The 21,449-nt window shown below is 55.7% G+C and carries 15 protein-coding genes; 4 read left to right on the top strand and 11 right to left on the bottom strand.

Translation table 11 applies throughout. From position 1 onward, the window contains the following. Positions 1-113: 113 nt before the first annotated feature. The 3 genes from FJD38_RS06580 to FJD38_RS06570 are packed head-to-tail and all read left to right on the top strand — an operon-like array spanning position 114 to position 6,220. Positions 114-1,595 (top strand): type I restriction-modification system subunit M, encoded by a 1,482-nt coding sequence (locus FJD38_RS06580; protein ID WP_146384463.1) that lies wholly within the window; start codon positions 114-116, stop codon positions 1,593-1,595. Continuing rightward, complete coding sequence (locus tag FJD38_RS06575; protein ID WP_070415312.1) at positions 1,592-2,734, top strand: restriction endonuclease subunit S; 1,143 nt, start codon at positions 1,592-1,594, stop codon at positions 2,732-2,734. The genes FJD38_RS06580 and FJD38_RS06575 overlap by 4 nt, the downstream gene beginning before the upstream one ends. A 3-nt stretch (positions 2,735-2,737) precedes the next feature. After that, positions 2,738-6,220 carry a DEAD/DEAH box helicase family protein gene (locus tag FJD38_RS06570; protein WP_146384461.1) on the top strand — a complete coding sequence of 1,161 codons (3,483 nt, stop codon included), beginning with the start codon at positions 2,738-2,740 and terminating at the stop codon, positions 6,218-6,220. 151 nt (positions 6,221-6,371) lie between these two features. Here the strand turns inward: FJD38_RS06570 and FJD38_RS06565 are convergent, their stop codons facing one another. The 11 genes from FJD38_RS06565 to exaC all read right to left on the bottom strand — a co-directional run bounded on the left by FJD38_RS06565 (position 6,372) and on the right by exaC (position 19,025). Continuing rightward, complete coding sequence (locus FJD38_RS06565) at positions 6,372-6,647, bottom strand: hypothetical protein (protein ID WP_146384459.1); 276 nt, start codon at positions 6,645-6,647, stop codon at positions 6,372-6,374. Then, on the bottom strand, positions 6,644-7,624 hold the full coding sequence (locus FJD38_RS06560; protein WP_146384458.1) for an integrase domain-containing protein: 981 nt from the start codon (positions 7,622-7,624) through the stop codon (positions 6,644-6,646). The genes FJD38_RS06565 and FJD38_RS06560 overlap by 4 nt, the downstream gene beginning before the upstream one ends. A gap of 1,012 nt (positions 7,625-8,636) precedes the next feature. Then, entirely contained in the window at positions 8,637-9,863 is a 1,227-nt protein-coding gene (locus FJD38_RS06550) for a tyrosine-type recombinase/integrase (RefSeq protein ID WP_146384454.1), read from the bottom strand. Positions 9,864-10,222: 359 nt separating this feature from the next. Further along, complete coding sequence (locus FJD38_RS06545) at positions 10,223-10,963, bottom strand: LexA family transcriptional regulator (protein WP_146384452.1); 741 nt, start codon at positions 10,961-10,963, stop codon at positions 10,223-10,225. A 255-nt stretch (positions 10,964-11,218) separates the two neighbouring features. Beyond that, positions 11,219-11,746, bottom strand: coding sequence for an inorganic diphosphatase (gene ppa, locus FJD38_RS06540; protein WP_016779241.1), 528 nt, complete (start codon positions 11,744-11,746; stop codon positions 11,219-11,221). 87 nt (positions 11,747-11,833) lie between these two features. After that, on the bottom strand, positions 11,834-12,658 hold the full coding sequence (locus FJD38_RS06535; RefSeq protein ID WP_146384450.1) for a M90 family metallopeptidase: 825 nt from the start codon (positions 12,656-12,658) through the stop codon (positions 11,834-11,836). Between the two features lie 15 nt (positions 12,659-12,673). After that, positions 12,674-13,327, bottom strand: a complete 654-nt coding sequence (locus FJD38_RS06530) for a DedA family protein (RefSeq protein WP_122782022.1) — start codon at positions 13,325-13,327, stop codon at positions 12,674-12,676. Positions 13,328-13,693: 366 nt separating this feature from the next. Next, complete coding sequence (gene eutC / locus FJD38_RS06525; protein WP_167654233.1) at positions 13,694-14,497, bottom strand: ethanolamine ammonia-lyase subunit EutC; 804 nt, start codon at positions 14,495-14,497, stop codon at positions 13,694-13,696. Further along, positions 14,494-15,894: an ethanolamine ammonia-lyase subunit EutB gene (locus FJD38_RS06520; protein WP_122782021.1), complete on the bottom strand. Its 1,401-nt coding sequence runs from the start codon at positions 15,892-15,894 to the stop codon at positions 14,494-14,496. Before FJD38_RS06520 ends, eutC begins: the two co-directional genes overlap by 4 nt. 51 nt (positions 15,895-15,945) lie before the next feature. Beyond that, positions 15,946-17,394 carry an ethanolamine permease gene (gene eat / locus FJD38_RS06515; RefSeq protein ID WP_146384446.1) on the bottom strand — a complete coding sequence of 483 codons (1,449 nt, stop codon included), beginning with the start codon at positions 17,392-17,394 and terminating at the stop codon, positions 15,946-15,948. A gap of 110 nt (positions 17,395-17,504) precedes the next feature. After that, the gene (gene exaC / locus FJD38_RS06510; RefSeq protein ID WP_146384444.1) at positions 17,505-19,025 is read right to left on the bottom strand and encodes an acetaldehyde dehydrogenase ExaC; all 1,521 of its coding nucleotides are present in this window, start codon (positions 19,023-19,025) and stop codon (positions 17,505-17,507) included. 345 nt (positions 19,026-19,370) lie between these two features. Here exaC and FJD38_RS06505 point away from each other — a divergent pair, with 345 nt between their 5' ends. Further along, positions 19,371-21,260: a sigma-54-dependent Fis family transcriptional regulator gene (locus FJD38_RS06505; RefSeq protein ID WP_146384443.1), complete on the top strand. Its 1,890-nt coding sequence runs from the start codon at positions 19,371-19,373 to the stop codon at positions 21,258-21,260. Positions 21,261-21,449: the final 189 nt, after the last annotated feature.

The raw sequence follows: 21,449 nt of genomic DNA, 5'->3' as shown, positions 1-21,449 counted from the left end.
CCGAATTCGTCCTCCAGACCTTTCAGGCACCCGATTGTGTAGGAAGAACACTTGGCATCGACATGCCATGCATGAATAAATGTACCCATATTTCATACAGGTAAATAGACACCGTGATTACAGGCGCTATCAAGACCCAAGTTGACCAGATCTGGAACGCGTTCTGGAGCGGTGGAATCTCGAACCCGATGGAAGTCATTGAGCAGATGACTTACCTGCTATTCATTAAGCGCTTGGATGAACTGCAAACGGTCAAGGAAAAGAAAGCCGCGCGTACTGGAAAACCGGTTGAAAACCCGATTTTCTATGCCACCCACAGCACCCTGCGTTGGTCGGTGTTCAAGGATCTGGGGGATCCGGCCGAGCTGTATCGCGTGATTGCCGAGGAAGTGTTCCCGTTTATCAAGTCCCTAGGCGGTGAGAAGGACGATTCGACCTACGCAGTGCATATGAAGGATGCGCGTTTCACCATCCCCAATCCGGCATTGCTGGCCAGGGTGGTGGACTTGTTGGACGCGATCCCTATGGAGGACCGCGATACCAAGGGCGACCTCTACGAATACATGCTCGGCAAGATCGCCAGCGCCGGCAAGAACGGTCAGTTCCGTACGCCGCGCCATATCATCAAGTTGATGGTGGACATGATGGCGCCTAAGCCGTCAGACACCATTTGCGATCCGGCCTGCGGTACGGCGGGTTTTCTGGTAGCGGCTAGCGAATACCTCAACACCCATCACCGCGACGAAATTTACGCCGACAAGCAGTCTACAAAGCGCTTCAATCAGGAAACTTTCCATGGTTTTGACTTCGACAACACGATGCTTCGTGTGGGTTCGATGAACATGCTGTTGCATGGCGTGGAGAATCCGGCCATTGAGAAGCGTGACTCCTTGAGTGAAGAGCATTCGGGTGTCGAGAACCAATTCAGTTTGATTCTGGCCAATCCACCGTTTTCGGGTTCTCTGGACAATGAAAGCTGCGCCAAAGATCTGCAGCAAATAGTGAAAACCAAGAAGACAGAACTACTTTTTCAGGCGCTGTTTTTGCGGCTGCTGAAGGCGGGTGGCCGTGCTGCGGTCGTCGTACCGGACGGTGTGTTATTTGGCACTAGCAAGGTGCATAAGACATTACGCCGTATGTTGGTAGAGGACCACAAGTTGGATGGTGTTGTTTCGATGCCATCGGGCGTTTTTCGACCATATGCGGGTGTGTCCACGGCAATTTTATTTTTCACAAAAACCAACTCTGGCGGCACCGACAACGTTTGGTTTTACGATATGAAAGCTGATGGCTATTCTTTGGACGATAAACGCACCCCTCTGGATGCCGGCAAACACGTCAGTAATAATCTTCCAGATATTCTTGCTCGCTGGCATCAGCGTGATCTAGAAGTAGATCGTGCGCGCACTTTGCAAAGTTTCTTGGTGCCGAAGTGCGAAATTGTTGATAGTGATTACGATTTATCGATCAGTCGATACAAAAAAATAGTGCATGAAGACGTACAATACGAGTCGCCTAAGAAGATTTTTGCCGATCTGAGGGTTTTGGAGGCGGAAATTATTCGGGGTATGGATGAGTTGGAGAAGCTGATATGAGTTTTCCAATAGTTGAACTTGGTGAAGTGGTTGACTTTAAAGGAGGTGGCACCCCAAGTCGGGATAAATTGGATTATTGGGGAGGGGATATTCCTTGGGCGACAGTCAAGGATTTTAATGACGGGCATGTAATTCGTACTACTCAAGAATTTATTACAAGTGAGGGGCTTGAGCAGAGCGCATCAAATCTTATTCCCGCAGGTACAGTTATTATTCCTACCCGAATGGCGTTAGGAAAGGCGGTTGTAACTGAAGTGGATTTGGCTATCAATCAAGATTTAAAGGCTGTTTTTCCTAGTGAAAAAATAGATGCACGTTACTTGCTTTGGTATTTTATAGCGAATGCTTCAAAGATCGAGGCGATGGGGAAAGGGGCTACGGTCAAAGGGGTCACTCTAGAGCAGTTACGAAAGCTAAAATTTCCATTTGTACCATTATCAGATCAGCGTCGTATTGCTGCTTTACTGGATAAAGCCAGCGCAATCTGTGTTAAACGGCGGGAAGTGATACTTAAGCTTGATCTTCTTGTGCGTACCTTGTTTGTTGATATGTTCGGCGACCCTTTATCTAACTCCAAGGGTTGGCCGATTTTTAAGCTTGAAGAGTTGGTGCAGTTTACTGGTGGGTCGCAGCCGCCAAAGTCAGTATTTGTGGACTCTCCTCGTCCGGGTTATGTACGTCTTGTTCAAATAAGGGACTTTAGGACCGATAAATATCCTACATATATTCCGGATGATTTAGCTCGGCGTAGATTCGAAAAGACAGATGTGATGATTGGTCGATATGGGCCGCCTGTATTTCAAATATTTCGCGGAATGGAAGGCTCCTATAATGTGGCTCTGATGAAGGCCGAGCCGAAGGAAAAATTATTGCCGGACTATCTTTTTTATATGTTGAAAAATTATTCGGTTCAAAGGAGCGTAATTGCTAGCTCGCAACGTTCCGCAGGGCAGACAGGTGTGAATCTTGAGTTTCTTCATGGGATTGAAGTCGGCACACCTCCAGTCAGCTTGCAAGAAAAATTCGCATCTGCGGTAGTGGCTTTAGACGCGCAGCGTGAGGTGTATGTCAGGTCTGAGAGTAAGGCGAATGTGTTACTTAATTCGCTGAAATATCAAATGTTCGCAGGGAAGCTATAACCAATGACCAATTTCCAGTTTCTCCACCCTGAATTCAAAGTTCTCCTTGAACCTGCCCAAGGTGCGGAGCAACTGGTCTATTCCGATCCTCGTGCGTGCTGCATGCGCACTCGTCACGCCTTGGAACAGACAGTGCTGTGGCTGTACGAGCATGATCGCGACCTGCGCATGCCCTACGACAAAGGGCTCAATCTGCTGCTGACTCAAGTCGAGTTTGTCGAGTTGCTGCCGCCGTTGATTCACCAAAAGGCTCGGCTGATTCAAAAGTTCGGCAATCAGGCTGTGCATTCCAGGCAGCCGGTTGGTTTCAGCGATGCAATGAAGCTGGTGCGTGAGTTGTTTCACGTGCTTTTCTGGCTGGCGCGTACCTATACGCGAGCAAGTGATCCGAAGAGCATTGATGCCGAGTTTGATGAGAAGCGTGTACCCACGCTGGTTAGCGCGGTGGATGCAGCGGCTTTCACTCGTGAGGAACTGAAAAAGCAGGAAGCCAAGTTTCAACAACAGATCGAGGCCCTTAACTCTCGACTTGAAGCGCGCGAAGCCATAATTGCCGCGCAAGCAGCGCTGCCAGCAGACCGCGAAGCAATGTTGCGTACGCTCGATGCATCGCTGGCAGACACACGTGCCGAGTTGGCGTTGGCCAAGTTCGCGAACATCGCTGTTCCCGATACTCACGACTATGACGAAGCAGACACTCGTCGCTTCTTTATCGACGTGTTGTTGCGCGAAGCTGGTTGGGAGTTGGGTAAAAACGCTGCCATTGAGGTACCGGTTTCTGGCATGCCGAATGAAAAGGGCAATGGTTTTGTCGATTACGTGCTGTGGGGCGCCGACGGTAAACCATTGGCGGTAGTGGAAGCCAAGCGCAGCCTGAAAGATCCGGACATCGGCCAGCAACAGGCCAAACTGTATGCCGATTGCCTGGAAGCCGAGAAAGGTCAGCGACCACTGATCTTCTACACCAATGGTCATCACACCTGGTTGTGGGACGATCTTCGTGCGCCACCACGGGAAGTGCAGGGCTTTTATACGCGTGACGAACTGGAACTAGCGATCAAGCGCCGCCATCTACAGACTGATGTACACACGTTGCCTATCAACACTGCCATCGTTGAACGTGCTTATCAGCACCGTGCGATCCGTGCGATGACAGAATCGATGGCCAAGGGCCGTCGCGCTGGTTTGCTGACCATGGCCACCGGCACCGGAAAAACCCGAATGTCCATCGCATTGGTGGAATTGCTGATGCGGGCCAACTGGGTCAAGCGGGTGCTGTTTCTGGCTGACCGAGTGGCGTTGGTCAATCAGGCGGCAGGCGCCTTCAAGGAGTTCCTGCCCGACTCTGCTCCGGTCAATTTGGTCACCGACAGAAATGGCCAGGGTCGGGTCTATCTGTCGACCTATCCCACCATGATGGGGTTGATCGATGAGATGGAAGGTGACCAGCGTAAATATGGTGTCGGTCACTTCGATTTGATCGTGATCGACGAAGCGCACCGCAGTGTGTATCAGAAGTACGGCGCCATTTTCCGCTACTTCGACAGCTACCTGGTCGGCTTGACCGCTACCCCGCGGGACGAAGTGGATCGCGATACTTACCACTTGTTTGGCCTTGAAACCGGTGTGCCAACCGATGCTTACGGCTTGGACGAGGCCGTGAAGGATGGTTACTTGGTGCCGCCGATTGCGCATTCGGTGCCCATAAAATTCGTGCGCGAAGGTATTCGTTACAGTGAGCTTAGCAGTGAGGAAAAAGAGCACTGGGAATCACTGGATTGGGGAGACCATGACCTTGAAGGTGACACACCTGCCGAGGTCGTAGCATCACAGGTCAACAAACAGTTGTTCAATGAACACACTGTCGACTTGATGCTGCAGCATCTGATGCAAAACGGACTGGCCGTGGACGGTGGTGACAAAATTGGCAAGACCATTGTGTTTGCGGTCAATCAGAAACACGCCGAATTCATTGCCAAGCGCTTCAATCATCATTACCCACAATACAAAGGTGAGTTCGCCCGCGTGATCACCCACGCAGTTACTTACGCACAGAGTCTGATCGACGACTTTGGCAGTAAATTGAACAAATTACCGCAAATCGCCATTTCGGTGGATATGTTGGACACCGGCATTGATGTGCCGCAGGTGCTGAATCTGGTGTTTTTCAAAGCGGTGCGTTCGAAAGTAAAGTTCTTGCAGATGATCGGTCGTGGCACGCGTCTGTGCCCAAATCTGTTTGCGCCTGGAGCGGACAAAAGCGAGTTCTATATTTTCGATTTCTGCGCCAACTTCGAGTATTTCAACGAGAACCCTCAAGGGGCTCCTGGTAGCGTGGCTGAGCCGCTAGGCAAGCGGTTGTTCAAGGCGCGACTGGATCTGCTGTCATTGTTGTCATCGAGCAATACGCGCAAAATCACGGGCGTAGGTGAGGCGGTGGAGACGTACGATGTGTTTATGAGTCTTCGCAAGGATTTGACCGATGAACTGCACAGTGAGGTGGCGGCGATGAATGTAAACAACTTCATCGTTCGTACTGAACTGGAGCATGTGACTCATTTTGCTGACCGTGAAGCCTGGAACACCTTGAATGACTCGGCCCTGGGTGACCTGCGTACCCACGTCGCGGGTTTACCTAGTGAGCTTGAGGCTGAGCATATCAGCGCAAAACTGTTCGACCTGGTATGCCTTAATTTGCAACTGGCCCTAGTGCGGTCTACCAGCGACTTCGTGAGCTACCGTGACAAAGTGATTGAGCTGGCTACCCAGTTGGAAGGGATGGAGGCCATCCCGTCCGTGCGGGCAGAGCTAGCGTTACTGCAAGAAGTGCAGAGCGAAGAGTACTGGGAGGACATCACCTTGCCGCTGATTGAGCGGATGCGCCGCAAACTGCGTGGGCTGATTCAGTTTATCGAACGTCAGCCTGGTAATCCGGTCTATACCGTGTTGACCGATGAGATCGGTGAAGCAACTGTCGTGAGCCTGAAGGACTTCAGTACCGGTATCAACATCGCCCAATACAAGAAGAAGGTCGAGGCTTACATCCGTGAGAACGAAAGCCATGTGGCTATCGCCAAGCTAAAGTACAACAGGCCGCTGACGCCGACCGACTTGAGTGAGCTGGAGCATTTTGTCTACGATTCCGAATTGGTGGAAAGCCGTGCGCGTTTTGAGGAGTGCTATGGCAGCGACAGGCCGTTGAGTCTGTTGATCCGCTCACTCGTCGGCTTGGATCGCAACGCAGCCAAAGATGCATTTGGCAAATTCCTCGATGAAAATCGTTATAGCAGCCAACAAATTCGCTTTGTCGAAATGATCATTGATCGTCTGACAAAGCAGGGTGTCATGGAGGCGGGACAGTTGTATGAGCCTCCATTCACCATGGATCACCATGAAGGGCTGGATGGGACATTCAATGATGCAGATGCGGATGCAATTGTCGCTACGATTTTCGAAATTAACCGTGCTGCAGCGGTAGCGGCCTAGCATGCTAAGGGAATGAGGCATTGCAACCATTGCAACGCCTAATTTTTGCAGGGTTGCTGATTAACCAAACGCTAGCAGAGTTACATAGCAATGCAGACTTCAAGATGGTGCGTGCGTTTTTACACAGCCTGGGCCGGTTGCTGACCTTCGCTTAGCAGTTGAACTGCCAGAATTTTCCTAGGCGATGAGTGAGTAATTGTATGGTCAGCAAATAGTAATAGCGCGTCGAGTCAGTGCGCTGGTTTAGGTGGTGATTTAAAAACCACACAAGGTGTTTTTTCTGCCAAGTCCGTGGGTTGTCGCGTTGCCAGCGCTCAGCGATTGCTGTTTGGATAGCCTCCGCCTGACGAAGGTGGCGTTGGCGTGTGGAATGCGACCCGGTCAGAACGCCGGCCAGCAGCAGCTCCATATCGAATGCCTTGCTCATGTTCGACCGCCAATGTAAGCCGACACCACGTCGATACGGCCGTGCCCGAGTTCATAGCTGATTTGCACTCGGGCTTCCTGATCTAGCCGTCGGTCGAGCTGATAGCAGCGGCCACCGTTGATGGGCGCGAGATGATGGGTGATTTGCTCGTAGCGTTCGCACGCATAGGCCGCCCGCAATTCGTGGAAGCCTTTAAGGTTGTGCTGATGGAGGAGGTGTCGGGCGGGGCGGATGATTCCTCGTTGGAAATCAAGGTAGCTTTCATGCGGCGCAAGCAGGTTGCGGCTACCGTCGGGCGAGACCTGTTCGGCAAACCTCAGCGCGTCACGAATATGCTCATCTACCATAATCCAGCGAGGCGCCGACGCGCCAGAGCGACCACCTTTGGTGCCCTCCTGGATGTTGATCTTGCCGTAGTGTTCGGCCTCACGTTTTAGGCGCGGTAGGTCGGCCAAGATGGCCTCGCGCAAGCGCATGCCGGTGGCTCGGGCCAACTGAGCGATGGCCGCGGGGCGCAGCTGCTGGTGCTCGCAAAGCACCTCTACGATCCGCTTCACCTGTTCGCGGTCTTGGCCTTGCGGCACAGAACGACGAACACTGGTTCGCCGCATTCCCAGCGCCTTGCTCGGGCTCGGCACTTTTACATACTGATCGCGGCGAAGCGCCGCCATCGTTCGGTTCACGCTGGACAACCGATTTTGCGCGGTGGCGATGCAGATAGCGCCTTGTTCAACCTGCTGACGTAGATATCCTGCGTAATCCAGTAAGGTCTGCCGATCAATTTTTCGCGAATCGTTAAACCCTGGCCCATCCTCCGACCGACACCAGCGCACAAACGCCTGCCACCGATCACTGTGCGCCTTGACCGTGCCGTAGTGTCCGCCGCCGAACATGTCTTTCAATGCCTGTGGCCCGGCATAACTCAGTTGCCGACCCCATCCAAAATTGCGCCCATCCCGCCTACCTACCAATGCCATGATCAAATTCCTCTCGAAGCCAAACTTTTAAAAACTTCCCCACGTCATCCCGCCATGGATGTTGAGTGCTATCAGGGATCAAGGCCCCTGCGACCTGTGAGGGTTGTCCACTAACGCGGGACTGGCGGCTCCTTACGGCCAAGAGCTTGGGCATCTCATGATCTGGCCTCCTGAGCACTTCCGAAGAAGTGGGCGGGTGGAGGCTGCGCTGGCTGACGAAACCGGCGCCGCGAGATCCTGAGTCGGGTGAAGGCAGTAATGCGATGACCGGGGCATGCCTGACTGTCAGTCAGCTGCAGTCCATTCCCTGGGCTGCGGCACCATCATCTGCATCGCTGTGACGAGTGAGCATTCGGTGTTTGTCACGCCGATTGTCACGAGGGGGAATGCCGCAAAGCCTTGTACGAGTTGGGCTGCAGCAGCGGTAGGCGCGTTCGTCTCTTCCTGGAAGTAAGAGACGAACGCAGGTTGGCGCAGTGAAATGGCCAAGCGGATAGGTTGCTGCAGGGCAGGAATGTAGAGGTATGAGTTGCCGCAGTGGGCACTCTGGTAGAAGTAGGCATCCATCACATTGCTGTGACTGTGCGAGCCGCCGGACGCTAATCGCACTTGGGGGTGAACCACCACGTTCGTGGCGTAGCCTTAAAGGTTCTGGCTACCTGGGTTGCTGTCAACGACAGCGCTTGCACGATCTTTTCTACGCCTGTGGATAATTTGGGTCAAGGCCCTATTTTTCGCGGGTTTTGCGGCTGTGGATGAAATTATCCACCGGTGGAAATCAGTGGTTTTCCACAGACAGTTACGTGGGTTTTAGATTTTTTAAGTTAGGCCCCTTCAAGCAGGGAGGCTACGCATCCCTGCTTGAAGGGGCCCGGCTTGAAAGTCGGTAGCCAGAGATTTTGTTGCCTTACACCGATGTTGGTTGCGCCGCGGTTGCGGAATTGTTGTCTTGATACATGGGCCTCAAGGGCTGACGCACTCAGTGGCCGTCGCCTCATCATTCTTCCGAGGTTTAGTGTTGAGCTTCATTCGTGTGTTCGGGTGTGGATGTAGCGTAGATGGCCCATGCGTTCATCAGCTCCCGACGTTTATCAAAAAAGTCTGATCGAGAGTACGCGCTTTCCGTTTCCCCGCGCTCGTCATGGGCTAGCGCGAGCTCGCAGATATCTCTCGGGAAAGGTGTCTTTTCACCTGCCCAGTCCCGGAAGGTTGAGCGGAAGCCGTGACGAGTGATGTGCTCATAACCCAGTGTATGTAGCAGATTGCGAATGCCATTAGCGTGCATCACGCCGCTTTGGCCGTGGCCGGGGAAAACGTAGGGACTTCTGATGTTGATTTTCGGAAGGCCCTTCAGAAGTGAAACCACTTCTGGGGCCAGGGGGATCGCGAACGCTTGCCGCGTTTTCATGCGCTCATCAGGCAGAGACCATCGACCCGACTTCAAGTCAAATTCATCCCAGCGTGCGAATCGGACCATATGCGAGCGAGCGCCGGTTAGGATCAGTAACTGAGCCGCGACAGAAACGTGGCTGGGGTCCTTGCGCAAGGCATCCATGAGCTTCGGCAGGTCCTGCCATTTCAGCGCAGGATGATGCTGGCGTTTGCGAGCTTTTTTCTTCTCGTGCCGACTGAGCAGGTTTTCCAGATGGCCGCGCCAGCGTGCTGGATTCTCTCCGGTCCTGAGGCCTCGGGCTCTGGCGGCATCCAGGATCTGTTCGATTTGCCCGCGTACTTCGTCGGCCGTCCGTGTCTTGGTTGACCATAGTGGCTGTAAGGCCTTGATCAGATGCTTGGTCTCGACCTGGTCCGCTGATAGTTTTCCCAGATAGGGAAAGGCATAGAGCTCCAGTTTTCGCAGCCAGCCTTTGCGCCACTTCTCGGACCAGCTTGTCCCATGGGCGTCGCGGTAATCGTTGGCTAATTGCTCAAACGTGATTAGCTTGGCCTGTTCTCGCCGCTCAGCTTCTTTCGCGGCCGCTTGTTCAGCTTGACGCTTTTCAAGTGGGTCGTTTCCACCAAGGACCTGAATCCGGTTTTCGTATGCCGCCGCGCGAGCTTTCTTCAGATCGAGTTGAGGGTAACCGCCTAGCCCCATTTCCCTACGTTTGCCATTGAGCTGGAATCGCAGAACCCAGTTTTTTCGGCCCGTTGATTTGACGACAAGGCGCAGTCCATCACCGTCTTCGTAGGTGCCTGCTTCGGTCACATTTTCGACTTGCTTTGCGGTCAGCTTGCCCATGCTTTCGGCCCTCTGGTCCCCCATTTGATCCCCCACTTTGTCGTGGAAGCCGGTGGATTAAAAAAGAAGTCACAGGAACAAAAATAGGCTGAAACCCTTGATCTAGCAAGGCTTAGGCGGATTTCAGTAGATGAGAATGGCTTTCAATAGGGCATTAAAAAGCCGGCTTGTGGCCGGCTTCTCGGGGGTGGGTCTGGTTTATTTTTGGTAAACCGTACTCACCTTCAAACTGGGAGTGGGGCGGGGCAACCTTGCGTTGCCGACCCTGCATGCCGGCTCGCGGTGAGCGAGGGGGATGCGTAAGTGCGGCAATCATACTGAGGTTGAAACGCTTTTCCCAGAAAAAAGCCCAGCTGTTGTTATTCACTCAGTGCGTAAGGCACTAGCGGGCGCCGTGTGTTCAGGGTTGACCACCAGAATACCCAGCCCAGAATGCGTATGTTTTGCTGCTCTACTTGTAACTCACTGAAGACTTCGTCCGGGTACTCGCCCGGGTTGTGGCTGCGCAGGCGCAGGCCGCTGTTGGGTAGCCGGTAGGCGTATTTGATGCGCAACATGCCGTCATGTTCGAGGGCGTATATCTCGCCATCGACGATTTGGGTCAGGCTGCGGTCAATGGCGACCGTCGAGCCGTCTTGTATCCGGCAGCTCATGCTGTTGCCGATCATGGGCGCGCAAATGGCCAGGTCCGGGTTGACGTCCATGGCGTGCAGACAGGCAAGGCTCAATCGCACTCGGCAGCCCGGTATTTCAACCACGTGGGTCTTACCCGAATCGTTGGGGCTAAGGACTTCGTTGTAGAAGGGTACGGCGATGTCGTTGGCCGCGGCGTCGACAGCGTGGGAGGTGGCAGTGGCCGTTTTAGGGGCATTGGGTGGCAGTCCAGGGGCGGAGGGGTGTTTCACGCCTTCCCCCGTACGTAACCAGCGGCTGTTGACGCACAGCAGTTCGGCAATTTCGTCCAGACGGGCCATAGGTATACCGCGTTTGAACCAGTTGTTGACGTGCTGCGGCGTAACGCGGCGGTTGGCGGCGAAGTCCGAAGCGGATAAATGGCACTCCCGCAGGAGTGACTTGAGGCGATCACCGGATGTATTCATGAATAGGGAGTTTACGGGCAACCCCTGTCCGTTTAAATAAACCAAGCGTTCAATAAAGCAGGCATGAAATAGGATAAATCCCTATCGCCTGAAGAAGTTTCTGAAGCTTTTTATGTAAATTCCTACAGCTGCACGGCTTAATCGTTAAACCTGTTGAACAGACCGTTTGGTGGCGATGTTTCAGGCATAAAAAAACCTCGGCGAACCGAGGTTTTTCAGGAAGTAGAAATGCCACTAAGGCATGACCGACTTCACTTAGCCTTTGTAGGCTGCAACCGATTTGGTGATCTCGGCGCGGGCAGCTTCTGCGTCGCCCCAACCTTCGATTTTCACCCATTTGCCTTTTTCGAGATCTTTGTAGTTCTCGAAGAAGTGCTGGATTTGTTGAATCAGCAGCGGTGGCAGGTCGGTGTACTCTTTTACGTCAACGTACAGCTGGGACAGCTTGTCGTGAGGCACTGCAACGACTTTGGCATCGCCACCGCCGTCGTCGGTCATGTGCAGAATGCCAACCGGACGTGCACGGATAACCGAACCTGGCGCTACCGGGTAAGGGGTCACAACCAGCACGTCGAGGGGGTCACCGTCGTCAGCCAGGGTGTTAGGGATAAAGCCGTAGTTGGCCGGGTAGAACATTGGGGTCGCCATGAAGCGGTCAACGAACAGGCAATCGCTGTCTTTGTCGATTTCATATTTGATCGGCGCGTGGTTGGCCGGAATCTCGATGGCGACGTAGATGTCATTCGGTAGGTCTTTGCCAGCCGGAATCTTGCTGTAGCTCATTGGGCGGTGCCCCCGTGTATAGGCGAATTTACTTGGCCAATTTGACCAAAAAGTGGCGGCGATTATAGGCGTATTCGTATAACGCCGTCACGTCTGGCCGTGCAGGGGCTGCGCACGGTATTCGGGGTGTTCGCTTTGCAGGGTGAGCAGGCGGGCCAGCGGGTCCTGCCGATAAAACAGGCCGAGTTGTTGATACACCTTCGGGTAGGCACGGTTCAGCAGGTCGGGCGCGCTGAAAAAGTATTCGCTGGTGACGGCAAAGAATTCAGCCGGGTTTTCACCCGCATACGGGTCTATGGGCGCGTGATCGGGGTGATGATCAAGGATGCTGTTGAGGTGGTCGTAGGCGTGCTGCATGGCTTGCGTCCAGTCACTGACGACCATGTGGCTGTGCAAGGGTGGCATGCCGTTCGCCGCGCCGTTCAGCATGTCCAGCTTGTGCGCCAGTTCGTGAATGACCAGGTTGTAACCTTCCCAACCACCGCTGGCCAGTACGCCGGGCCACGCCAGTACGACGGGGCCATGTTGCCAGGCTTCGCCGCTGTGGTGGCCTTCCCATTCGTGTTCCACGCCACTTGAATCACGATGGCGTTGTGGGCTGATGAAGTCATCGGGGTACAGGACAATTTCGTGAAAACCCTGATACCAGTCCAGATCACCAAGGTTGAGCAACGGCAGTTGTGCCTGCGCGGCCAGCAACAACCGGCCTTCTTCATTCAGTTCGACGCCCGGCATGGCGGTCAGGTGTTTTTCTTGCAGGAACAACACGCTGCTCTCGCGCAGCCATTGGTATTGCGCGTCATTCAGGCCGTCGAGAATGCTCAGGTGCTGACGAACGTTGTGCCACACATCGGGGGCTACCGGGTGTTGCGCCAGAATTCGCTGGCGCCGCCATTCATGAAGAGACCACATCAGGTACGGCCTCGATCAAGCTTTGGCTTTTACAGGTGTACGACCCATGCGGCTGCGTACGACACCAATAATCATCGGCACCAGCGACAGCAGAATGATGCCCACCACCAGTAAGGACAGGTTGGTCTTGATGAACGGTACGTTGCCGAAGAAGTAACCCAGCGTGACCAGACCGCCCACCCACAGGATGGTGCCGATCACGCTGAACATCAGGAAGCGCGGATAGAACATGTGCGCGACGCCGGCAACGAAAGGCGCGAACGTTCGGAAGATCGGCAGGAAGCGCGCCATGGTCACGGTTTTGCCACCATGACGTTCGTAGAAGTCGTGGGTTTTTTCCAGATAATCGCGGCGGAAAATTTTCGAGTTGGGATTACTGAACAGGCGTTCGCCTGCCGTTCGTCCGATGACGTAATTGGTGCTGTCGCCCAAAATCGCCGCAACCATCAACAAGCCCGCCAGCAATACCGGGTCCATGCCACCGCCAGCCGCGACCGCGCCAGCAATAAAGAGCAGCGAATCACCCGGCAAAAACGGCATGACCACCAGACCGGTTTCGCAAAAGATCACCAGAAACAGGATGGCGTAGATCCACGGCCCGTAATTGTTTACCAGCAAATCGAGGTACACATCGAGGTGCAAGATAATGTCGAGCGGGTTGAAATCCATGTGAAGCACCTGTGTTGATGACCCGACTCAGCAGGCCTGTGCGGGGGGAGAGGGTATTTAACTACAAGCTAAGTAGTAATTTCGTACAATTTTGACGAGTTGGATTATACGGTGTGATGCGAATTCTGCTGATCGAGTTTGTAGCGAAGCGTGTATTTGGCATGAAAGTCTCGTAGATATTTTGTTGCAGGTTGAACGGGGAACGCAAAGCCCCGTAGCAGCTGACGAGTAGTGCGAGGCTGCGTTCGACGATGCAATCGTCGCAAGTTATTTGAGCGCGATGTATCTGAAATCACCCGGCTGAATGATTTACGACGGCTTCGCCGCCGAACGCAGCCTCGTTCCTACGGCAGCGGCTACAGGGATTCAGTCGCCCTTTAGCAAAAAGTTTTCGCGGGGGGCTTCGGATTCAAGGGTGTTCAGTTGCGCTTCGTCTTTCAAGTTAACTCCCGACAGTTGCCGACGGCAGGCTTCATTCATCAAGTACGCCAACCGATGGGCGGCCATGCTGTAGCTCAGCCCTTCAAGCCGGACGTTTGAGATGCAGTTACGGTAGGCATCGGTCAGCCCGACTTTAGGCGCGTAGGTGAAATACAGCCCCAGGCTGTCCGGTGAGCTCAGGCCGGGACGCTCGCCAATCAACATCACCACCATGCGGGCGCCCAACAGTTCGCCAATCTCATCCGCCACGGCCACTCGGCCCTGTTCCACCAGAATCACCGGCGACTGGCTCCATGCCGCTTGGGCGATATGTTCTTGCATCCGGTTCAAAAAAGGCAGGGTGTGGCGATGAACGGCCAGCGCCGACAAGCCATCTGCCACCACGATGGCCAGGTCGATGCCACCGGGGTTGGCTCGCGCGTGCTCACGTAATTGTTGTGCAGAACCCTCATCGAGCTTGCGCCCCAGATCAGGACGTTGCAGGTAGCTGTGACGGTCCGGGGCGGCACTGTGAAGCAGCAGGGTAGTTTGACCGCGTTCGGCCAGTTGTTCGCTGAGGCCTGCATGATTAAACGGTAGATGCACAGCGTCCCGCGCTTGCGCATGGGCGTACTGAAAATCCAGCTGGGCATGGGTGGGCAAGCTGGTGCCTGTACGGCCCAGGGCAATTCTGGCTGGCGTCAGGCGGCGCAGTTCAAGCCACGGGTTAAGAGTGTCAGTCATGCTCATCGACCTCCCAAATGAGCCAGCGCCTGACGAAATGCCGGCGGTAACTGATGGCCGAACTCAATCCGGCCATCGGTCTGGGTAAATATTCCGACCTTGCTCAGCCACTGCTCGAACTCAGGGGCAGGCTTGAGTCCCAAGGTTTTGCGCGCATAAAGGGCGTCATGGAACGAGGTGGTCTGATAGTTGAGCATGATGTCGTCCGACCCGGGAATGCCCATGATGAAGTTGATTCCGGCCACCCCCAGCAGCGTGAGCAGGGTGTCCATGTCGTCCTGATCGGCTTCGGCGTGGTTGGTGTAACAGATGTCGCAGCCCATCGGCACGCCCAGCAACTTGCCGCAGAAGTGGTCTTCAAGCCCGGCGCGGATGATTTGCTTACCGTTGTACAAATACTCGGGGCCGATAAAACCCACCACGGTATTGACCAGAAACGGTTTGAAATGCCGGGCGACGGCGTAAGCGCGGGTTTCGCAGGTCTGCTGGTCAACGCCAAAATGCGCGTTGGCCGACAATGCGCTGCCTTGGCCCGTTTCGAAATACATCAGGTTGTTGCCCAATGTGCCGCGATTGAGGCTCAAACCGGCTTCGTAGCCTTCCTGCAACACATTCAGATTGATCCCGAAACTGGCATTCGCGGCTTCAGTGCCGGCAATCGACTGGAACACCAAATCCAGTGGCACACCTCTATTAATAGCTTCAATTGAGGTGGTTACGTGAGTAAGTACACACGATTGAGTGGGTATCTCGTAGCGCTGAATGATTGCGTCGAGCATGTTCAGCAAGTCGCAGATTGAGGCGATGCTGTCTGTGGCCGGGTTGATGCCGATCATGGCATCACCGTTGCCGTACAACAGGCCATCTAGAATGCTGGCCGCAATACCGGCCGGGTCGTCGGTCGGGTGATTGGGTTGCAGGCGGGTCGAAAGCCGCCCGCGCTGGCCCATCGTGCCGCGAAACCGGGTGATGACACGGATCTTCTGCGCCACCAGTACCAAGTCCTGAACGCGCATGATCTTCGAGACGGCGGCGGCCATTTCCGGGGTCAGGCCGGGCGCCAATGCCCGCAGGCTGTGTTCGTCGGCGGCGTCGCTGAGCAGCCAGTCGCGAAAACCTCCGACAGTCAGATGGCTGACCGGTGCAAAGGCGAGCCGGTCATGGCTGTCGAGAATGAGCCGGGTGACTTCGTCGGTTTCGTAGGGAATCAGCGCTTCTTGCAGGAAATAGGCGAGGGGAGTGTCAGCCAGTGCCATTTGTGCAGCGACGCGTTCACCGTCGTTCTGCGCGGCCACGCCAGCCAGAAAGTCCCCTGAACGCGCCGGACTGGCTTTGGCCATCAGGTCTTTGAGGCTATCAAAACGGTAAGTCTGAGTGCCGACCGCGTGAGAAAAAGTTGCCATTCAAATGCTCCTTAACGTCAGGCGCCATGCGCCTGACGTGACGCTCGGCGGTTAGTGCAGGGCTTTTTCGGCCTGTTGAATGGCCGCGAATTCCTCTTCCGGCGTACCGGCGACCAAGTGATGTCGACTGTAGAACGCGAAGTACGCGATTAATACGCCATAGATCACCGCCGCGCCAATTACCACGCGCGGGTCCACCAGAAAACCGGCGACAACCGCAACGCAGGCCAGCACCAATGCGATGCCTGAGGTGAATATACCGCCCGGAGTGCGATAAGGACGCTCCATTTTGGGGCGTCGAATGCGCAGGGTGATGTGCGCAGCCATCATCAGCACGTAGGAAATCGTTGCGCCAAACACGGCCACCAGAATCAGCAAATCACCCTGACCGGTCAATGACAGGCCAAAACCGATAATGCCGGGAATGATCAAGGCCAGCACGGGGGCTTTGCTTTTGTTGGTTTGCGACAGTTTTCGCGGCAAATAGCCCGCGCGCGATAAGGCGAAGATCTGACGTGAGTAGGCGTAAATGATCGAGAAGAAGCTGGCGATCAAGCCCGCCAGGCCCACCAGATTCACAAAGCCGCCCATCCAGGTCGAGCCGCCATAGGCCTTGCTCAGGGCTTCAACCAGCGGGTTGCCGGAGGCCATCAAGTGATGGGCGCCCGCACCGCCGGGGCCAATGATCAGGATCAGCAGAGCGAAGGTGACGAGCACCAGCATGGCGCCAATCAGGCCGCGGGGCAGGTCGCGCTTGGGGTTTTTGGTTTCTTCGGCGGCCAGGGGCACGCCTTCGACCGCGAGGAAAAACCAGATGGCATACGGGATGGCAGCCCACACCCCGACATAACCGAAGGGCAGGAAAGCACTGGCGCCCTTGGCTTGAGTCACTGGAATGTCGAGCAGGTTGTTGATGTTGAAGTGCGGCACCATCGACACCAGAAACACACCCAGGGCGATGGCGGCGACGGCGGTGATGATGAACATCAACTTGAGCGCTTCGCCGACACCGAATATGTGGATGCCGATAAAGATGATGTAGAACGCCAGATAGATCATCCAGCCGCCAATGCCGAACAGCGACTCGCAATAAGCACCGATAAACACCGCGATGGCGGCGGGCGCAATGGCGTACTCAATCAGGATGGCGGTGCCGGTGAGGAAGCCGCCCCACGGCCCGAATGCACTGCGGGCAAAGCCATAGCCGCCGCCCGCAGTGGGGATCATGGAGGACAGTTCGGCCAGTGAAAAGCACATGCACAAGTACATGGTGGCCATCAACAATGTGGCGATAAACATGCCGCCCCAGCCACCTTGGGCCAGGCCGAAGTTCCAGCCGGCGTAGTCGCCGGAGATGACGTAGGCGACGCCAAGTCCCACCAGCAGGACCCAGCCGGCGGCACCTTTTTTCAGTTCGCGTTGTTGGAAATATTCAGAGCCGACCTTTTCGAAATCCACGGAGGTCGGGGCCGCTGTTGCGGCAATCGGTTCGCTAGGCATGTGCAGTCACCTGTGCTTTATCGTTTGAAAAATTTGACAGGGTGTAAAGCAAAAGATGAGCCAGAAGGCTCTGTAGCCGCTGTTTTCGGCAGCGGCTACGGGGCGATGGGTTAGAAGAAACCCAGCGGATTGATGTCGTAGCTCACCAGCAGGTTTTTGGTCTGCTGGTAGTGGTCGAGCATCATTTTGTGGGTTTCACGGCCGACACCGGATTTTTTGTAACCGCCGAACGCGGCGTGTGCCGGGTAGAGGTGGTAGCAGTTGGTCCAGACGCGACCGGCCTTGATGGCGCGGCCCATGCGGTAAGCGCGGTTGATGTCGCGGGTCCACAGGCCGGCACCCAGGCCGAACTCGGTGTCGTTGGCAATGGCCAGCGCTTCGGCTTCGTCCTTGAAGGTGGTGATGCTGACCACCGGGCCAAAGATTTCTTCCTGGAAGACACGCATTTTATTGGTGCCTTTGAGCAGCGTCGGCTGGATGTAGTAGCCGGTGGCCAGGTCGCCTTCGAGCTTGGCTACAGCGCCGCCGGTCAGCAGTTCAGCCCCTTCGTTTTTGGCAATCTCCAGGTAGGACAGGATTTTGTCGAACTGTTGCTCGGACGCTTGAGCACCAACCATGGTGTCGGTGTCCAGCGGGTCACCGCGCTTGATCGCTTCGACTTTGCGCATGACCACTTTCATGAAGTCGTCGTAGATGGATTCCTGAACCAGTGCCCGCGACGGGCAGGTGCACACTTCACCCTGGTTGAAGAAGGCCAGCACCAGACCTTCGGCCGCTTTCTCAATGAACGCCGGTTCGGCCTGCATGATGTCTTCGAAGAAGATGTTGGGTGACTTGCCGCCCAGTTCTACGGTCGACGGGATGATGTTTTCGGCGGCGCATTTCATGATGTGCGAGCCCACCGGGGTGGAGCCGGTGAAGGCGATTTTGGCAATGCGCTTGCTGGTGGCCAACGCCTCGCCTGCTTCTTTGCCGAACCCTTGCACCACGTTGAGCACGCCCGGCGGCAACAGGTCGCCGATCAGTTCCATAAACACGGTGATGCTCAGTGGCGTTTGTTCAGCCGGTTTGAGCACGATGCAGTTACCGGCCGCCAGCGCCGGGGCGAGCTTCCAGGCGGCCATCAGCAGCGGGAAGTTCCACGGAATGATCTGCCCGACCACGCCCAACGGTTCGTGGATGTGGTAAGCCACGGTATTGCCGTCGATTTCTGCGGCGCTGCCTTCTTGGGCGCGGATGCAGCCTGCGTAGTAACGGAAATGATCAGCAGCCAATGGCACATCGGCATTCAGGGTTTCACGCACCGCTTTGCCGTTGTCCCAGGTTTCGGTGATGGCCAGCAGTTCGAGGTTTTGTTCGATGCGGTCAGCAATTTTGAGCAAGACCAAAGAACGGGCCTGCACCGAGGTCGCGCCCCAGGCATCTGCGGCTGCGTGGGCAGCATCGAGGGCTTTGTCGATGTCTTCTGCGGTCGAGCGCGGGAATTCGGCAATGGCTTTGCCGTTAACCGGCGAGGTGTTGGTGAAGTACTGGCCTTTGACCGGTGCCACGAATTCGCCGCCGATGTAGTTACCGTAACGGCTCTTGAACGAGACGATCGAGCCTTCAGTACCGGGTTGTGCGTAACGCATGGTGAGTGTCTCCTGGCTTTATTGTGCTTATTGGGAGGATGCGCTGTAGCGCTGGCCAATTCAGCAGCAAAGGCTGGGCCATAGTGCTGAGACTCAGGCGGGCCGGGGCTTGGCAGGTTTTAGTGTGGGCGGGAGTAACGGGTGCTGTGCCAACGGTGACACGCTCGCTGTGACACTGTGTGCCACAGGTGACACAGTCGACGACCGGTGAGTCAGTTCGTGATTGCAATGCTCGGGTGCCCGGAGGATGCTGGGGATTCGGTTTGAACTGGATCTGTGTTGCCGCTGAGGAGCTTTGCCTCTGACGAGCGCAAGACCGCCGAGACAGCAAGGAGAACAATAACAATGCACAGCACCGATTTAAGCCGTCATGCGCGGCAAGTCTTGGATGTCACCCGAGGCCGTCCGTTGGGTTGCGACCCCTCTATTATTCGTTCCTGGCAACGCTGCCTGGACGACTACCACCTTGATCCGGCACAGACCATCGCCCCGACGGTGCTTGAACACGGCCGAATTCTGGAGGGGCGCGAGCGTTTGCAGCAGGTGCTGCAATTTGCCGGGCATGAAATGAACAGCTTGCACCAGCAGCTTTCGGGTGCCGGGCATGCGGTGCTGCTGACGGATGCTCGCGGGGTCATTCTGAACTGCGTCACGGCGTCGACTGAGCGCAAGGTATTTGAGCGGGCGGGCCTGTGGCTGGGCGCTGACTGGAGCGAGTCGCGCGAGGGGACCAACGGTATCGGCACATGCCTGGTGGAGCGCCAGGCGTTGACGATTCATCAGGACGAACACTTTCGGGGGCGTCACACCGGCCTGACCTGTTCGGCAAGCCCGGTGTTCGATCCCCATGGCGAGTTGCTGGCGGTGTTGGACGTGTCCTCGGCCCGCCATGAGGTTTCACGCCAGAGTCAGTTTCACACCATGGCGCTGATCAATCTCTCGGCCAAGCTCATCGAAAACAGCTACTTCCAGCGCCACTACGAGCATCAGTGGCTGCTGCGCTTTAATGTTCAAGCGCAGGCGGTGGGGCTCTTCAGTGAAGGGCTGCTGGCGTTTGATGGCGACGGGGTGATTGTGGCCATTAACCAAAGTGCCTTGAATTTGCTGGGCAACGGCCGCGCAGGCTTGCTCGGACAAGGGGTTGAAAGCGTATTCGACTGCCCGCGTGACGAACTGTTCTCCCGGGCCAGCGCACAGGCCAGTCAGTGCTGGCCATTACGCACACACGACGGTCGCACCCTGTTTGCCGTCGTGCGAGGGCAGCCGCGCAGTGTGCCGACGCCGGTCAATGCTCAAGCGCTGCCTGAAGCTGCCCCGCGCCTGAACGCTATCTGTTTGGGGGACGAGGGCCTGCAACACCATTTTCGACGGGCGCTGCGGGTGTTCGAGCGGGATGTGCCGTTGTTGGTCAATGGCGAAACGGGTTCAGGCAAAGAGGTGTTTGCCAAGGCCGTGCATCAAGCCAGCTCGCGCAGCAGCCAACCTTTTGTAGCGCTCAATTGCGCGTCGATTCCCGAGAACTTGATTGAAAGCGAGCTGTTTGGTTATCGCGGTGGCAGTTTTACCGGCGCACGCAAAGAGGGGATGCCGGGCAAGCTGCAGCAGGCCGATGGTGGCACGCTGTTTCTGGATGAAATTGGCGATATGCCGCTTGCGCTGCAAACCCGTCTATTAAGAGTGCTGGAAGACCGCTTGGTGGTGCCCATTGGGGGTGAGCCGCTGGCGGTCAATGTGCGCATCATCAGTGCCACCCACCGCAACTTGCAGGAGCATGTGGCGGCGGGCACTTTTCGTGAAGATTTGTATTACCGGTTGAATGGCTTGGAGATCGGCTTGCCGGCCTTGCGAGATCGCACGGATAAAGCACAGTTGCTGGACTTTTTGTTGGCCCGGGAGGCGGGGGAGCAGCGCATCACCATCAGCCCTTGCGCGCGTGTTGCGTTGCTGGACTTTGAGTGGCCGGGCAATGTGCGGCAAATGCGCACCGTGCTGCGCGCGATGGCTGCATTGTGTGACAGCGCAGTGATTGAAGTGGATGATTTGCCGGCAGCCATTCGTCAGGCCGCGGCCCCGCCTGCCAGGCTGTCTGAGCATCCGCTTGAGGATGCAGAAAAGTTGGCCTTGTTGGGGGTGCTTGAACAGCACCGCTGGCACATGACGCAGACGGCGGAGCAGTTGGGGGTCAGCCGCAACACGCTTTACCGCAAGCTGCGCAGGCATGGGATAGCGCGTTGAATCCTGAAGCACCCTCACCCCAACCCTCTCCCAGAGGGAGAGGGGGCAGATGGGGGGTGATTGTGAAAGTGCAGGCAGTCAGTTCCCTCTCCCTTTGGATGAGTAGGCAGATTGGCGGTGAAGGTGAAGATGCATACGGTCAGTCCCCTCTCCCTTTGGGAGAGGGCTAGGGTGAGGGCTGGAGCATTC

The sequence above is a fragment of the Pseudomonas saxonica genome (assembly GCF_007858365.1).
GTDB classification, from domain to species: domain Bacteria; phylum Pseudomonadota; class Gammaproteobacteria; order Pseudomonadales; family Pseudomonadaceae; genus Aquipseudomonas; species Aquipseudomonas saxonica.
Note: the sequence above shows the minus strand (reverse complement) of the source record. Positions and strands in the feature narration are given on the sequence as shown.

Excerpts from the sequence above, each read along its gene's own strand:
- FJD38_RS06575 (WP_070415312.1), top strand. The coding sequence starts at position 1,592 with ATGAGTTTTCCAATAGTTGAACTTGGTGAAGTGGTTGACTTTAAAGGA.
- FJD38_RS06570 (WP_146384461.1), top strand. The coding sequence starts at position 2,738 with ATGACCAATTTCCAGTTTCTCCACCCTGAATTCAAAGTTCTCCTTGAA.
- FJD38_RS06565 (WP_146384459.1), bottom strand. The coding sequence starts at position 6,647 with ATGAGCAAGGCATTCGATATGGAGCTGCTGCTGGCCGGCGTTCTGACC.
- FJD38_RS06560 (WP_146384458.1), bottom strand. The coding sequence starts at position 7,624 with ATGGCATTGGTAGGTAGGCGGGATGGGCGCAATTTTGGATGGGGTCGG.
- FJD38_RS06550 (WP_146384454.1), bottom strand. The coding sequence starts at position 9,863 with ATGGGCAAGCTGACCGCAAAGCAAGTCGAAAATGTGACCGAAGCAGGC.
- FJD38_RS06545 (WP_146384452.1), bottom strand. The coding sequence starts at position 10,963 with ATGAATACATCCGGTGATCGCCTCAAGTCACTCCTGCGGGAGTGCCAT.
- ppa (WP_016779241.1), bottom strand. The coding sequence starts at position 11,746 with ATGAGCTACAGCAAGATTCCGGCTGGCAAAGACCTACCGAATGACATC.
- FJD38_RS06535 (WP_146384450.1), bottom strand. The coding sequence starts at position 12,658 with ATGTGGTCTCTTCATGAATGGCGGCGCCAGCGAATTCTGGCGCAACAC.
- FJD38_RS06530 (WP_122782022.1), bottom strand. The coding sequence starts at position 13,327 with ATGGATTTCAACCCGCTCGACATTATCTTGCACCTCGATGTGTACCTC.
- eutC (WP_167654233.1), bottom strand. The coding sequence starts at position 14,497 with ATGAGCATGACTGACACTCTTAACCCGTGGCTTGAACTGCGCCGCCTG.
- FJD38_RS06520 (WP_122782021.1), bottom strand. The coding sequence starts at position 15,894 with ATGGCAACTTTTTCTCACGCGGTCGGCACTCAGACTTACCGTTTTGAT.
- eat (WP_146384446.1), bottom strand. The coding sequence starts at position 17,394 with ATGCCTAGCGAACCGATTGCCGCAACAGCGGCCCCGACCTCCGTGGAT.
- exaC (WP_146384444.1), bottom strand. The coding sequence starts at position 19,025 with ATGCGTTACGCACAACCCGGTACTGAAGGCTCGATCGTCTCGTTCAAG.
- FJD38_RS06505 (WP_146384443.1), top strand. The coding sequence starts at position 19,371 with ATGCACAGCACCGATTTAAGCCGTCATGCGCGGCAAGTCTTGGATGTC.